Here is a 15,382-nt window from a genome sequence, read left to right as displayed (position 1 = left end):
GACCCAACCCAGCCACCATGATCGACAACCGGGCCGGTCAACACATCGAAACCCCATGTGCGGAAGACGGGCCTAGCCGGTGGCGGCGTCCTTCGCCCGGGCGGCCAGCGCCCGGACGAGACCGTCGCGGCCTTCGAGCAGCGCGCGGCGCAGCGGCGGGGTCGGGTCGCGGTGGGCGAGGTACGCGTCGACCTTCGCCACCGTCGCAGGCTCGATGACCGCCGACGGGAAGAGCATCTGGGTGATCGTTGAAGCCGTGTCGAAGCTCCGGGTCGTCCAGATCGCGGCGATCTCGTCGAAGTAGCGGTCGACGTACGGCCGGGTGAACTCGACCTGGTCGGAGATCCAGAAGCCGCCCATCGTCGCGGCGGCGAGATGGTTCGACAGCGTGTCCGAGTCCATCACCGCGGACCACGCCGCGGCTTTCGCCGCCGCGGTCGGCCGGGCCGCGCGCGCGGTCGCCGCCCGCTTCTCGCCCGTCGCCGTGCGGTCCCGCGCGAGCTCGGCGTCGATCTCGGCGTCGCCGTAGACGCCGCGGGCGACGAGCTGGGTCAGCAGCGTCCAGCGCAGCTCGGTGTCCAGGACGAGACCGTCGATGACATCGGTGCCCTCGAACAGCGCCCGGACCCGGGCCACCTGGTCGTCGTCCTCGGCCTGCGCGAACGACGTGGTGAACACGAGCTGCAGATCGCTGCCGGGCGCCGCGGCGCGGGCGAGCTCCTCCGCCCGCACGGTCAGCGCCCGCAGCGCAGGCCCGCGGTTCGCCGGGTCGCCGTAGGTGTCGATCGTCAGGTCCGCCTTGGCCAGCAGGGACTGCACCACGCCGATGTCGTCCTCGGCGCTGACCCCGGACAGCACGAGCCGGACGTAGTCGCGGGCGGGCAGCTCCGCGTCCCGGGTCATGTCCCAGGCGGCGGCCCAGCACAACGTCCGCGGCAGGCTCTCGGAGATCGACCCGATCGACTCGACGAGGGTGGCGAGCGACCGCTCGTCGAGGCGGACCTTCGCGAAGGTGAGGTCGTCGTCGTTGAGCAGGATCAGGTCGGGCTGGCGGGCGCCGACGAGCTTGGGCACCTCGGTGAGCTCGCCGGTCACGTCCAGTTCGACGCGTTCGCGGCGCAGCAGGGCGCCGCTCGGGCCGCGGTCGTAGAGGCCGATCGCGAGCCGGTGCGGGCGCAGAGTCCGCGACGCGGTCGGCGGCGCGCTCGCCGGCTCCTGCACCACGTCGAACGAGGTGAACAGGCCGGAGGAGTCGGTGAAGAACCGCGGGCGCAGGGTGTTGACGCCGGTGGTCTCCAGCCAGTCGGCGGACCAGGCGGTCAGGTCGCGGCCGCTGGCGTTCTCCAGCTCGTCGAGCAGGTCCCGCAGGGAGGTGTTCGCGTACTCGTAGCGGCGGAAGTAGGTGCGCAGCCCGGCGAGGAACTCCTCCTGGCCGACCCAGGCGACGAGCTGCTTGAGCACCGACGCGCCCTTGGCGTAGGTGATGCCGTCGAAGTTCGTCCGCACCGCGTCCATGTCGGGGGCGTCGGCGACGATCGGGTGCGTCGAGGACAGCTGGTCCTGCCGGTACGCCCAGCCCTTCTCGGCGTTGGCGAACGTCGTCCAGCCGTTGGTGAACCGGGTCGAGGTGACCTGGGCCAGCACCGACATGTAGGTCGCGAACGACTCGTTCAGCCACAGGTCGTCCCACCAGCGCATGGTGACGAGGTCGCCGAACCACATGTGCGCCATCTCGTGCAGGATCGTCTCGGCGCGCCGCTCGCGGCGGGCCTCGGTCACCTTCGCCCGGAAGACGTACTCCTCCAGGAAGGTCACGCAGCCGGCGTTCTCCATCGCCCCGGCGTTGAACTCCGGTACGAACAGCTGGTCGTACTTGCCGAACGGGTACCGGTAGTCGAACACCCGGTGGTAGAAGTCGAAGCCGGCCTTCGTGATCTCGAAGATCTCGCCCGGGTCGAGGAACTCGGCCAGCGAGCGGCGGCAGAACAGCCCCAGGTCGATGCCGTCGTGCTGGTCCCGCACCTCGTGGTACGGCCCGGCGACCAGGGCGGTGATGTAGGTCGACATCACCGGCGTGGGCAGGAAGCGGATGACGCGCACGCCGATCGCCGACTCCGCCGTCGCCGCGACCGCGCCGTTGGAGATCGCCGACCACTCGGCCGGCACGGTCACCGTGAGGGTGAACGTCGCCTTCAGGTCGGGCTGGTCGAAGCAGGCGTACATGCGGTGCGCGTCGTAGGTCTCGAACTGGGTGTAGAGGTAGACGGCCTCGTCGACGGGATCGACGAAGCGGTGCAGCCCCTCGCCGGTGCGGGAGTACACACCGTCGCCGACGACGGTCAGCCGGTTGGCCTCGGCCAGCCCGTCGAGCCGGATCCGCTCACCGTCGAACACGGCGGCCGGGTCCAGCGGCCGGCCGTTGAGCACGACGTCCTCGACCCGGGCGGCGGCGAGTTCGATGAACGTCGACGCACCCGGCTCGGTGCAGGTGAAGGTGACCGCCGTCGACGTGCGGAAGTTCCCCGGGCCGGTGGTGAGGTCGAGTTCGACGTCGTAGGACGCCACGTTGAGCAGGCGGGCGCGTTCGCGCGCCTCGTCGCGGGTGAGGTTGTTGGGCACCCGTTTCCTCTCGCAGGACACGAACATCTCGGCTGGCACTGGCTGGCTGTCTGGCTGTCTGGCTGTCTGGTCTGTCCGGCTGGTCTGTCTGGCTGGCTGGTCTGACTGGCTCCCGACCCACCGCGACGAGGGCCCGGCGGCGCCGGGGCGAACCGCCGGCGGCCTGCGGCCGCGGTCGTTGCCGTCGGCCCAGTCTCGCACGTCCCGAGCGCGATACGGATGCCCTCGGTGGACCGGCGCCGGCGGGTGTCCCGTCCGCCTGACACCGCCCCGGCACGGCGGAGAGAATTCGCGGAATGTGCGTGTTCGCGTGGGTCAATCCCTCGTCCGTGGCGCCGGTGCGGCACGATGACCACATGTCCCGTGGACGGGCGGACATGCCGATCGGGTGGCCCGGGGGCATCGTCCGGAACCACGGAGTGGCCGACAGAGGCGGGGACGCGCAGCGCGTCGCCGGTAGGAGGCGTGGGTGAGACGGGTGGCCGGGCTGGGCCGGGTAGGCGCGCCCGCGCGCCGCACCGGCGCCACACAGTCCACGTCGACCAGCCAGTCGACGACATCCGCCAGTCAGTCGACACCCGCCAGTCAGTCGACACCCACCAGCGGAGCCGCTTCCGCCGGCCGGGCAGCACCCGCTGGCGGGGCGTCGCGGCAGGACCAGAGTGCACACCCGGCGGGCGCGGGTGACGCGGCGCCGGCCGGCGGCCCGGCGGTCCGTCCGGCCGGGGGAGCGTCGCCGCATCCGGCCGCCGACGTGGTGGCGGATCCGCTCGGCGGCGCCGGTGGCGGCCAGCGGCCGGGGATCATTCCGCGCCGGCTGCGGTTGCTGCGCGCGGCCCGGGCGGCGGCCGAGCGCTCGCCGGGCGCCGGTGAACCCGTCCGGGCGCCCGCGTCCGGACCGCGGCTGTCGCCCGCGGCGCGGGCCGACGAACACATCCCGGTGTCCCTGCGGGTCTCGGCCGGCTGGTCCTGGCGTCTGATCATCACCGCGGCGGCGATCTACATCCTGCTGATGGCGATCGGCCGGGTGCGGGTGGTGGTCATTCCGATCATTGCCGGGCTCCTCATCGCCGCCCTGATCCACCCGCTGGCGCACCGGCTCCACCGGCTCGGCCTGCCGCGGCTCGGCGCCGCGTTCGCCGCGCTGTTCGTGTTCTTCGCGGTGCTGGCGGGGGCGGCGGTCGCCGTCGGGTTCAACGCCGCCAACGAGATTCCCACGGTCAGCGACCAGGTCAGCCAGGGCGTCGAGCAGATCCGGGGCTACCTGACCAACGGCCCGTTCCACCTCTCGGACAAACAGATCAACAGTCTGGTCGACGACATCCGCCGCAACCTGGCCAACAACCGCGGCCGTCTGGTCTCCGGGGTGATCTCCGGCGCGTCGGTGGCCGCCGAGGCGATCACCGGGCTGCTCGTCGCGCTGTTCTCGACCTTCTTCTTCCTCTACGACGGCGAGCGGATCTGGACCTGGATCGTCACCCGTTTCCCCGATGGGGCGGAGGAGCGGGTGCGGGGTGCGGGCCGGGAGGCGTGGCTCACGATCACCGGCTACATCCGGGGAACGGTGTTCGTCGCCGCCGTGGACGCGATCGGGATCGCGATAGGGCTCGTCGGCGTCGGCGTGCCCCTCGTGGCGCCCCTCGCGATGCTGACGTTCTTCGGCGGGTTCATCCCGATCATCGGCGCGACCGTCGCCGGAATCGCCGCCGTGCTGGTGACCCTGGTGTCGGGCGGGGTAACCGACGCTCTGATCATCCTCGGCGTGGTGCTGGCCGTGCAGCAGATCGAGGGGCACCTGCTGCAACCGCTGGTCATGCGCCGGGCGGTGCAGCTTCACCCACTCGCGATCGTGATCTCCCTGTCGGCCGGCGGCGTGCTGGCCGGCATTCCCGGCGCGATCGCTGCGGTTCCGTTCGTCGCCGTCGTCAATCGGGTCGCGAGTTATCTCACCGTGACCGGGAAGCGTCCGCCGGCGGATGTGGTTGAGCGGGTCGGGGACAGCCCTCCGACAGAGGAGAACCGCCGATGAGTGTCGAAAGCCCGAGCGCCGCGCCGACCGGGGCCGTTGACGACCCCGGCGTGGCCTCCGCCGATCTCTGGTTCGACCCGGCCTGCCCGTGGGCGTGGTTGACCTCGCGCTGGCTGCTGGAGGTCGAGAAGATCCGTCCGATCGAGATCCGCTGGCACGTGATGAGCCTGGCCGTGCTCAACGCGGGCCGTGACGTACCCGAGGAGTACCGGGAGGCGATGGCGCAGGCCTGGGGCCCGGTGCGGATCTGCATCGCCGCCGCCGCGCGGCACGGCGAGGGCGTGCTCGGCCCGCTGTACACCGCGCTCGGCCGGCGCCGGCACGTGGAACAGGCGGCGTGGGGTCCCGAGACGTTCGCGGCCGCGCTGGCCGAGGCGGGCGCCGATGCGGACCTGGCCGCCGCGGCGGACTCGACCGAGTGGGACGAGGCGTTGCGGGCCAGCCACGACGACGGCATCGGCCGGGTCGGCATGGACGTGGGCACCCCGGTGATCGCCGTGGGGGGCACCGCGTTCTTCGGACCCGTGATCACGCCGGCACCCAAGGGCGAGGCCGCCGGTCGGCTGTGGGACGGAGTACTGCTGGTCGCCGGCACGCCGGGGTTCTACGAGCTGAAGCGCTCCCGGGACGTCGGACCGATCTTCACGTGATCAGGCATGATGACGCATCATGCGCGTCCATCTAGGTTCTGACCACGCTGGCTTCCACCTGAAGCAGGCGCTCGCCGAGCGTCTGGTGGAACTCGGGCATGCCCCCGTCGACCACGGACCGGTCGAGTACGACCCCGACGACGACTACCCGCCGTTCGTCCTCGCCGCCGCCCAGGCGACCGCGGCGGAGCCGGACAGCCTCGGCATCGTCATCGGCGGCTCCGGCAACGGCGAGGCGATCGCGGCGAACAAGGTGGCGGGGGTGCGCGCGGCACTGGTGTGGAGCGAGCAGACCGCCACCCTGGGCCGCCAGCACAACGACGCGAACGTGCTGAGCCTCGGCGCGCGGATGCACACCGTCCCCGAGGCTCTGGCGTTCGCCGAGGTGTTCCTGTCGACGCCGTTCAGCGGCGAGCAGCGGCACACCCGCCGGCTGAGGATGCTGGCGAGCTACGAGCGCACCGGCGAGGTGCCGGCGGCTCCGGGCGCGGCCTCCTCGGCGTCCTGAGTCGATCGGCGGGCCCCGGCAGCGGCCGGCACCGGGGCCGGCGGCCGGGCGGCGCGGCCGTCCGCTCCCCGGCGCGGGTGTTCGGCTGGCTCAAGGAGGGTAACGGGCGGTGCGCCGGTGGTTTCGGCGGCCCGGTCGGTCTCGCCGAGGTCGGCGGCGTCGGTAGGCGGTGGGAGGCGCTGGCCGCGCCGTAGGACGAGCGTCCGGTCGGCGTCGGCGAGGTCCGCCTCGGTCGGGCGGTCGACGTCCCGGGCGCGCATCGCGATGACGGGGGGCAGGCGGGTCTGCCCGGCGCCGACCAGCCCGCGCACCTGGGCGTCACTGTCGCCGGTGGGGTGGGGGCGCTGCCGCGGGCGCGCCGGGCGGTCGGTACGCGCCATGCGGCCTCCGATCATCGCCTGGAGGTGCCGGCCCGGTGATCCCGGCACGGTGATCATAGATTGTCCGACGGGTCGCGTCGCGTCGATGCCCACGAATTGGTGACGCAGCGCAGCCCTTTGGCGCGGGCATCGTCTTTCTTCGTATTGCGGTGGTCGTCGGCGGTGTTCGGATTCCCGGTTGGCGGCACGTGCCGACGGCGGGTGCGGCCGAGGGCGCGCGGGTCTAAATCCCACCGGCAGATCTCCCTCGTACCAGGCTGATCCGAAAGCCGCGCCGGCCGGTGATCCGCACTCATTCGGAATTTTTCTTGTTGTTCTCGCATTGATGGGTTGTGGACATCTGGTGATTTGTCGGATGGTGGACCGTCGAGGGGTGGCGCCGGGCGCCCTGAATGATCGCCGACGGAGTCGTGGCCAGGTCCGCGGTACCCGGCTGGCCGGGCGTGGACGCGTGTACGTATGCTGAGCGCCGCCGGCGGATCCACCGAAAACCCAACGCATGGCCCATAGGTGGCCGTCCGGGGAGGCGGGGAGTGAAGGTCATCGGGCAGACTTTGGTCGACATACATTGACACCCGCCTTCAATCGCCCGAAACTGCATGCGTCTCGACCGGCTGTCACCATTCGCTACGCCCTGGCCGGCGTCTAGTCACCGGTTCCGCCGTCGAAGCCTAGGAGTTGACTCTTGGACAGCGTGCCCGTGAGCGTCGTCATCCCTGCGTACAACGAGGCGATGCGCCTGCCTGGTTCGCTGCCTTCGTTGGTGTCGGTCTTGCGGGGGATTCCCGGCGCCGAAGTGATCGTCGTTGATGACGGCAGCACGGATGGCACCGGGGCGGTTGCCGAGGAACACCTGGCCGAGTTGCCAGGTGGCCGTGTTCTGCGGTTGCCGTGGAACTCCGGCAAGGGCGCCGCCGTGCGCGCCGGGGTTTCTGTCTCGCGCGGGGCGTCGATCGTGTTCGTCGACGCCGACGGGGCCTCGGACGCCAGGGATCTTCCGCTGTTGCTGGCCGCGCTCGAGCACGCCGAGATCGCTCTCGGCTCCCGCCGGATCGGCGGCGGCGCAGTGCGCACCAACGGTCGCCGGATGGGGAGCTGGGCCTTCAACCAGATCACCCGTTCGCTGGCGAGCCTCGACGTCGCCGATACCCAGTGCGGGTTCAAGGCGTTTCGCGGCCCGGAGGCGAAGCTGCTGTTCAGCCTGGCCCGCTCGACGGGATTCGGGTTCGATGTCGAGGTGCTGTCGATCGCGCGCTCGATCGGCTACCGCATCGCCGAGGTCCCGGTCCGCTGGGCCGAGATCCCCGGCGGCACGTTCCGGGTCGCCCGGCACACCCCGGCGATGATCGTCGACGTGGTGCGGGCGCGCCGGTACCTCAGCCGCTCCGCGCCCGGCCCGGTCGTCGCCGGCAGCCCAGCCGCTCCCGCCGGCCTGTCCGCGGCGGCCACCGCGGCTGCTGCTGTCACTCCGGCTGCTGCTGTCACTCCGGCTGCTGCCGGCACCCCGGCAGTCGAGGCCGCGCCCGCGGCATCCGCCGAGCCCGACAGCCGGGCCCGGGCGGTGGCCCCGTCGCCCCGCCTCCCACAGTCGGCCTCACCGCGCGGGCCGCTGTCGCCGCCGCGGATGCCCCGACGCAACGAGACGCCGGTTCCGGCCGCCAGGATGAACGATCTGGCCGAGTTATCGGATCTGTCGGCGCCCGCTGCCGCCGGTCTCGGCCGCCGCGGCGCCGGCTCCCGTGAGTCGGACCTGACCAGCCACCCGGACCTGACCAGCCACGTGGTCCCCGCGTCCACGAGCGGTCGCCAGGATCCGGCCGTGAGCGTGCCCCGGCCGGCCGGACAGGTGGAGGACGCCGGCCTGGCCCGGTCGGCATCGGGCCTGGAACAGGGCCCCGCTCCCGTCCTCGCGGCGGCGCTGGGACGGTTCCTCGCCGCTGGCGCGGCCCTGCCTGCCCTGCGCGGGAGCCTGGACCCGGACGGCGCTTCCCGCGCCTCCTAGCCCCCAGGTCGCCTGCGCGGCGGCCGAGGAATGGCCAGCCCGGCTCAGCCAGGGCGACGGCACCGGAGTGTGGTGTGCTGGGTAGGGTCGGGCGAACCCCCCGTCACAGAACTTGGAGCCAGCGATCCCTTCCTCCGTCGGCGGAACCGCCGCGACGGCGACCGGCCCGCGTGCGTCCCGACTGTCGGCCGCACAGCCAGCTGTCCCCGGCTGCCCGTCGTGGGCGCGGCGCACTTCGCGCTGGCCGCTGCTCGGGATGGCCGTCTGCTTCGCAGTCCTGTACCTGCTGCAGGCGCCGGGCAAGCTGACGGCGGACACGAAGCTCGACGTGCCGCTGGACCCGTGGGGCTTCATGGGCCGGGCGCTGCACCTGTGGAACTCGCTGGACGAGTTCGGCTACCTGCCGAACCAGTACGTCGGCTACCTGTTCCCGATGGGCCCGTTCTTCGGCCTGGGCAACGTGCTCGGCGTGCCGCCCTGGATCACCCAGCGGCTGTGGATGGCGCTGCTGCTCACGGTGTCCGCGTGGGGAATCGTGCGGCTCGCGGACGCGATGCGTATCGGCGTGCCCGCCAGTCGCGTCGTGGCCGGGCTCGTCTACACCCTGTCGCCGATGTACCTGGGCAAGCTGGGAGCCAGCTCGGTCGCGCTCGCCGGTGCCGCGATGCTTCCGTGGATCACGCTGCCGCTCGTTCTGGCCCTGCGCCCCGACGGCGCGTTCGGCGCCGACACCGGCACCGCGGCCAGGCCCGCCGTCGATCCGGCCGGGGATCCGGCCGGGGATCCGGCCGCCGATCCGGCCTGCCGGCTCTCACCCCGTCGCGCGGCGGCCCTGTCCGGCCTGGCCATTCTCGGCACCGGTGGCATCAACGCCACCGTCACCCTGTGCGTCCTGCTCGTCCCGGGCGTGGTGCTGTTGTTCGCCGGCGGCACGCGGCGGGCGTGGGCGCTGCGCGCCTGGTGGGTGCTCGCGGTCGTGCTGAGCACCGCCTGGTGGCTGCTGGCGCTGCTGGTACAGGGTCGCTACGGACTGAACTTCCTGCCGTACACCGAGACCGCGAAGACCACGACGGCGACCACGAACGTGGCGGAGGCGCTGCGCGGCACCACCGACTGGCTGGCCTACCTGCAACTACCGCGGGCCTGGCTGCCCGCGGCAACCGAGTACATCTCCCGGCCGGTGCCGATCGTCGGGTCCGCCGCGGTCGTCGCGATCGGCCTGTGGGGACTGGCCCGGGCTGATCTGCCCGCGCGGCGGTTCCTGCTGGTGACGCTCGCCATCGGCACGGTGTCGGTGTCCGCGGCCTACCCGGGCCACCCGGGCAGCCCGTTCGCGGGGGAGGTGCGGGACCTGCTGGGTAACCAGCTCGGGTTCCTGCGCAACGTCTTCAAGTTCCAGCCGGTCGTGCGCCTGCCGATCGCGCTGGGCGCCGCGCACGCCCTCGCCGTGCTGCCGGGCCGGGTCCGTCGGACCGGCGGTGCCTGGTCGCGGGCGGGCCGGTGGCTGCGTCCGCGGGCCGGGGTGGCGCCGGTGACCGCGGTGATCACCGCGGCCGCGCTGGTCTGCGGCATCACCCCGGCGCTCGCCGGGCGGGCGCTGCAGCCCCGCTCGTTCACCCAGGTACCGGATTACTGGTCGCAGGCGGCGGACTGGCTGGCCAAGAACCCGCAGGGCGGCCGAACGCTCGTCCTGCCCGCCTCGCCGTTCGCCGAGTACTCGTGGGGCCGCCCGCTGGACGAGCCGCTGCAGTGGCTCGCGAAGACCCCCTGGGGGGTCCGCAGCCTGATCCCGCTCGGTGGCACGGGCGTGACCCGACTGATGGACGGCATCGAACACGAGATGTCGACCGGGTCGGCAACCGGCCTCGCGTCGGCGCTAGCCCGGGCCGGTATCGGCCAGATCCTGCTGCGCAACGACCTCGAACAGAAGGACTGGGACGTTCCGCCGTCCACCGACGAGCTGTACCGGGCGCTGGACTCCTCCGGCCTGACCCGGGCCGCCACCTTCGGTCCGCAGGTGCCGGCGCGGGCCTCGGCCAAGGAACGGCTCGTCCCGTCACTGCGTAACCCGAAGGACAAGGTGCCGGCGCTGGAGGTGTGGACGGTGCCGCACGGGGCGAGCCTCGTGCAGGCCTACCCGGCGGACGGCGCGGTGGTCGTCTCCGGCGGCCCCGAGGCGACGACGCAGCTCACCGCACAGGGACTGCTCGGCGCGGACCGACCGGTGGTGCTGGCCAGCGACCTCGGAGCGCCGGCGAACACGACCCCGCCGTCACCCAGCCCCGCAGCCATCAAGGCCGCGCCGGACCAGGTGATCGGCCCGACGACCGCCTGGGTCGACACGGACACCCTCACCCGGCGCAACAGCACCTACGGCATCGTCCATGACGCGGCGTCCTATCTGCTCGGGCCGACCGGCAACGAGGTCGGCAGGGATGGCGAGCCCGACCAGTGGGCCGAAAGCGACATCGCCGGCCACCAGACCGTCGCCGGCTACGCCGGTGGGATGTCCGTGATCGCGTCCTCCTACGGCTACTCCCTGTTCGCCGCGCCGGACGTCGCCCCGCAGGCCGCCGTCGACGGCTACCCCAGCACCGCCTGGACGGCGCAGCGCAAGAAGGGCACGTCGCCGGCCGGCCAGTGGATCCAGCTCGACGTCGGCAAGGAGATGACCGTCCCCTACCTCGACATCCGGCTGCTGTCGGAAGGGGTGTGGCGGCCGGCGGTCCGGGCGCTGCGGGTCACGACCGAGTCGGGCAGCGTCGTCACCGCCGTGTCACCGGTCGAGGACACCCAGCGCCTGGCGGTCCCGCCGGGGCCCAGCCGGACGTACCGCATCACCTTCGAGCGGGTCCAGCAGCGGGTCGACAACTCCCTGGGCGTGGGCATTCGGGAGATCACGGTTCCCGGCGTCACCTTCCAGCGTTACGCGCAGCTGCCCGACGACGTCAGCCAGCAGTTCACCGACCCTGACAGCGGCCTGATCGCCTATTCGATGGCGCGCGAGGGGGTCGACCCGGGGCAGCCGTTCGGTGGTTCCGAGGAACTGGCGATGTCCCGCCGGTTCGACCTGCCCCGGCCGCTGACCCTCACCGTCAGCGGCACCGCGAGCATCCTGCCGCCAGCCCGCGGCACCCCGCCCGCCGACGACAGCCCGCTGGTCGTCGACTGCGATCGGGGCCCGGCGCTGGTCGTCGATGGTCGGCGTTACCCCCTGCGTATCACCGGGCGCCACAGCGACGTCACGTCGATCCGACCGCTGCAGGTGTCGTTGTGCACCGACGGGAGCACGCTGACGCTGCCGGCCGGCCAGCACCTGCTCCAGGTCGACCAGGGGCTGACCTCGGCCGTGATCGAGTCGCTGGCCCTGGTCGGCACCGGCCGGCAACCCGCCGCCTCCGCGCCGCGCAGGACCACGGTGCAGCAGTGGGACGCCGAGCGGCGCACCGTCGACATCGCGGCGGGCAGCCGGGCGTTCCTCGCCGTCCGGGAGAACGCGAGCTCCACCTGGACCGCGACACTCGACGGTAAGCCGCTGACGCCGATCCGCCTGGATGGCTGGCAGCAGGGCTACATCGTGCCGGCCGGCGCCGGCGGGACGATCGTCATCGAGAACCTCCCCGGTCACGAGTACCGCCGCAACCTGGTCATCGGTCTGCTGCTGGTGCTCGTGCTGATAGCGCTCGCAGCGCTGCCGGCCCGGCTGCGGCTACGGCGCGGCACGGACGAAGACGGCTATCCCCGCTTTCCGCCGCTGCCGGAGTCCGTCCGCCGCCGGCGGGCGAGCACGGCCGGCGGGACGCGTGCCCCGCCCCCGGCCGTGCTCGCCTGGACCGCCTTCGGGATGGTCGCGGTCGCGCTCGTCGCCGGCCCCGTCGCGCTGTGCGTGCCGGTGCTGGTCTGGGCCGGGCGGCAGTGGCCTGCCGTGCCCGCCTGGGCGGCTGGGCTCGCCATGCTGGGCGCCGGCATCGGGGACGCCGCCGAAGCGGGCAGCTCACCCGGCAGCGGGCACGGGGCGTTCAGCCCCTGGGTGCAGTCCTTCGGGGCGGTCGCGCTTGGTGCCGCCCTCGCCGCACTGGCAGCCTCGAGCTGGCGTGGGCCGCTGACGGTCACCGGCGCCGATGTCCCGGATGGTTCCCACGGCCCGGACGGCCCTGATCGCCCGGGCCCGGACAGCCCCCGAGGTCCCGCCGGTCCCGCCGGTCCCGCCGGCCCGCCTGGTCCCGCCGGCCCCCAGGGCTTCGCCGGCCTGAACGGTTCGGACCGCCTGAACGGTTCGCCGGGCCGCGACGGCTTGGACGGTCCGCCTGGCTCCCCGCACGGCGGCGGGTTCGCGGTGGACGGAGCCGACACGTTTCCGTGGTCGCGCACCTCGCCGTCCCGTGGCGCGCCGCCGGGCAGGTAGCGCCCCGCGCCGTCCTGGCCCGGCCGGCTCAGGACGGTCGGCGGCGGCGCAACGGCGGGAACGACCACCACGGGGACGGCCGAGCCGATCCTCGCCTGCGCGGGGGAACCGGGGTCTGCGGGCGCTCGACGCGGACGTAGCGCAGGCCGTCCGCGTCGACGGACAGCCGATAGCCCGCCTCGGCCAGCCCCGCCGGGTCGAGCGGGCGGGCCCGCCGGTCCGCCAGCAGGTTCGACGCGTCGGGGACCTCGCACCCGGCGGCGGCGAACTCCGCGGCCGGCGCGAGGCCCAGCCTGCCGGCCGTGTGCCACAGCGGGGCGAGCACGCCCAGATCGGCCTGGCGGTCGGCGCTGCGCAGGCTCGCCACCGCGACCGCGAGCAGGCCCAGCCGGAACAGGTCCGGGTCGGCGCGCTGGGCGGCGCACGACGCCATCCGCAGGGCGAACGCGCGCAGGATGGCCGACTCGACCTCCGGCCGGATCAGCTCGGGGAGCTGGTCCACGCCGCCCGTCCGCCGGGCCTTGCGTAACAGCTCGACGATGGCGATGTCGCGGTCGGTCGGGATGGGCAGGTCGGCATAGTCGTCGGCGGACGCGCCGCCGGTGAGACAGACCAGGTCGGCGAGTTCGAGGCGGTCCGCCCGGGACCGCCGGCGGCCGTTCACACCTGCGCTCGGCGATGGTCGGCGCCGGACCGGATACCGCTCCGACCCGGCGCTGTGACCACGCCGCGTGGAAGTGCGGTCACAGAAAAGATCATGTGACCATCATCTCAGTTCAACGTTCCGATAACCAGATGGTAACTTTAAGTGATTGAGGTCCGGTTGGTCGGTATGGGGTAGCTAGTCGGTGGTGATCGTTCACCCAGCCTCGGGTCCCGGTGCCCCCGTCCAGCCAGATAACTTTCCGTGTCTTAACAGAGCGACTCTGGTGGGACACCACCGACGGACCGGCGACAATCGCTGACCGGCGGCGTCCATGGGTCTCCCGCGGGGCCGCGGGGTCCGGGATCCCGGTCTGACGAAGGCCCGCGAAGCCCTCGCCCCGTTACCTCTCTCGCGATCAGCGCGATTCCGGTAGTTAGGCTTGGCTGGCTTCTCACTGGCGCGTCACACCGGTGAAATCGCAGAAACTTCGGCAGAGAGGCCGGCCTACGACAATGGGATGGGCTCACGAGGGCGATGCGCAGGCGTCGCCGATACCCGATCGGGTGTTGACCCCCGGTGAGCAGATCCTCGCCGCATCGGACCGGGCGAGCGCGCCGCTGACCTGCGGGCTGTTCCTCCAGACCGACGGGCGGCTGGATCCGTCCCGGTTGCGGGCCGCTGCCTGGGCGGTGATCCGCCGGCATCCGATGGCCCGGGCGGTGCTCTACGGTTCGCGCCAGCACGCGTGGCGGTTCTCCGCCGAGCCGACGGCGGACCCGGTTGGTTTCGTCGACGACGGCACGGACGGCTGGCGCGTCCAGGAGATCCTCTCCTCGGTTCCGTTCGATCTGCACCGCTACCCGCCGCTGCGGATCGCGCTGGTCCGCCGGCCCGGCGGCGATCAGATCTGCGTCGTCGCGCACCACCTGGCCCTGGACGGGCTGCGCCTGGCCGAGCTGGTCGAGGAGATCGTCGAGCACTACCGGCAGTCGTCCCGGGATGCCCGGCCAGGCGGTGTCGACGAACCTGACGGTGCGCGCCGCGGGATGCCGGCGGGCATGTCACCTCTGGTCCGCACCGCGGCCGCGCCGGGCTGGTCCGCGCTGGTCCGCCGCTCCGGGCGCTTTCTCACCCCGCTGACCGTCGAACGGGGGGAGGGCTACGGCTTCCACCCGATGACGCTGCCGCTGCCCGCAGGTGGCCGCACCCTGCCGGACGGTCGCCGCATGACCGTCAACGACCTCCTGCTGGCGGCCGCTCATCTCGCCGTCGACCGGTGGAACGCCCGCCGTGGCGGCCCCTCCGGGCGGCTCTCGGTCCGGATGCCGATGGACCTGGGCTCCGCGCCGGCGGCCGACCGATCGGCCCCGCCGCCGGCGTTCCCCGAACCCGACGAGACCAACGGGAACCACACCGGCCAGACGGTCATCATCTCGGAAGCGGAGGACCGGGCGGACGCGGTCCGCCTCGCGACCCGCGTCGTCGACCAGACCGTGGCGGCCAAGCAGACGATGCCGGTGGCGGTGTCCGGGCTCTCCGGGGCCCTCGGGGTGGCCGCCGCCCGGTTCGTGCCGGGCCCCTGGCGCAGCACCCTGCTGCGGGTCGGCGTGTCCGCCGGGCGCGCGTTGCTCGCGCCGACCGCGGCGGTGAGCAACATCGGCCGGTTCGATGAGTTGGCCGGCCCGCTCGGCGCCCCCGGTGCGGCCGAGGGCAGCGGGCGGCATCTGGTCGCGGTCGGCAGCGCCAACCCGGCCGTGGCGGCCAGCCCGTCGATCACCGGGGTCTACTTCACCGGCACCGCCGGGATGCCTCAGGGCCTGTTCATCGCGGTCCTCGGACAGGGCGGCGAACTGAAGGTCGCCATCTGCTACCACCGGCAGCTGCTCGGGCCGGGTTCGGTGCCGGCGTTCGCCGACCTCTACCGGGCCGCCTACGAGGAGCTGGCCGCCATCGGCGCGACCGAGTCCCTGCCGGCCGCCCGCTCGGCCCCGCCGGCGCCGGCGAGGCGCCCGCAGCGCTCCAGCCGTCCAGAGCCGGTCGGCAGGTCCGACGCCGCCCGCCACCGGCGGGGAACCGTTCCCCAGGGGTGACGCGGGGCGGCCGCCGCGCGGGGGCGCCAGGCATCTCCCGGTCGACCTCGACG

At 73.1% G+C, this 15,382-nt stretch carries 9 protein-coding genes; 6 read left to right on the top strand and 3 right to left on the bottom strand.

The features are described from left to right. Positions 1-72 precede the first annotated feature (72 nt). Positions 73-2,619 (bottom strand): aminopeptidase N, encoded by a 2,547-nt coding sequence (pepN, locus tag MXD60_RS10420; RefSeq protein ID WP_248818811.1) that lies wholly within the window; start codon positions 2,617-2,619, stop codon positions 73-75. Between the two features lie 754 nt (positions 2,620-3,373). On the opposite strand from pepN, the gene MXD60_RS10415 reads away from it, so the two are divergent. The 3 genes from MXD60_RS10415 to MXD60_RS10405 are packed head-to-tail and all read left to right on the top strand — an operon-like array spanning position 3,374 to position 5,806. Continuing rightward, positions 3,374-4,648 carry an AI-2E family transporter gene (locus MXD60_RS10415; RefSeq protein WP_518467695.1) on the top strand — a complete coding sequence of 425 codons (1,275 nt, stop codon included), beginning with the start codon at positions 3,374-3,376 and terminating at the stop codon, positions 4,646-4,648. Next, on the top strand, positions 4,645-5,298 hold the full coding sequence (locus tag MXD60_RS10410) for a mycothiol-dependent nitroreductase Rv2466c family protein (RefSeq protein WP_248818810.1): 654 nt from the start codon (positions 4,645-4,647) through the stop codon (positions 5,296-5,298). The genes MXD60_RS10415 and MXD60_RS10410 overlap by 4 nt, the downstream gene beginning before the upstream one ends. Positions 5,299-5,317: 19 nt before the next feature. Beyond that, positions 5,318-5,806, top strand: a complete 489-nt coding sequence (locus tag MXD60_RS10405; protein WP_248818809.1) for a ribose-5-phosphate isomerase — start codon at positions 5,318-5,320, stop codon at positions 5,804-5,806. Here MXD60_RS10405 and MXD60_RS10400 read toward each other — a convergent pair. Further along, complete coding sequence (locus tag MXD60_RS10400) at positions 5,749-6,186, bottom strand: hypothetical protein (RefSeq protein WP_248818808.1); 438 nt, start codon at positions 6,184-6,186, stop codon at positions 5,749-5,751. The genes MXD60_RS10405 and MXD60_RS10400 overlap by 58 nt on opposite strands. A 694-nt stretch (positions 6,187-6,880) precedes the next feature. Between MXD60_RS10400 and MXD60_RS10395 the strand changes: the two genes are divergently transcribed. Both MXD60_RS10395 and MXD60_RS10390 read left to right on the top strand, forming a co-directional pair. Next, on the top strand, positions 6,881-8,188 hold the full coding sequence (locus tag MXD60_RS10395) for a dolichyl-phosphate beta-glucosyltransferase (protein WP_248818815.1): 1,308 nt from the start codon (positions 6,881-6,883) through the stop codon (positions 8,186-8,188). A gap of 256 nt (positions 8,189-8,444) precedes the next feature. After that, positions 8,445-12,593, top strand: a complete 4,149-nt coding sequence (locus MXD60_RS10390; protein ID WP_248818807.1) for an alpha-(1->3)-arabinofuranosyltransferase domain-containing protein — start codon at positions 8,445-8,447, stop codon at positions 12,591-12,593. 28 nt (positions 12,594-12,621) lie between these two features. On the opposite strand, the gene MXD60_RS10385 is transcribed toward MXD60_RS10390, so the two are convergent. Then, complete coding sequence (locus MXD60_RS10385) at positions 12,622-13,257, bottom strand: hypothetical protein (RefSeq protein WP_248818806.1); 636 nt, start codon at positions 13,255-13,257, stop codon at positions 12,622-12,624. 545 nt (positions 13,258-13,802) lie between these two features. Here MXD60_RS10385 and MXD60_RS10380 point away from each other — a divergent pair. After that, positions 13,803-15,329: a hypothetical protein gene (locus MXD60_RS10380; protein WP_248818805.1), complete on the top strand. Its 1,527-nt coding sequence runs from the start codon at positions 13,803-13,805 to the stop codon at positions 15,327-15,329. Positions 15,330-15,382: the final 53 nt, after the last annotated feature.

The organism is Frankia sp. AgB32 (assembly GCF_023243045.1).
GTDB lineage: Bacteria > Actinomycetota > Actinomycetes > Frankiales > Frankiaceae > Frankia.
This window is presented reverse-complemented; position numbering and strand designations above follow the sequence as displayed.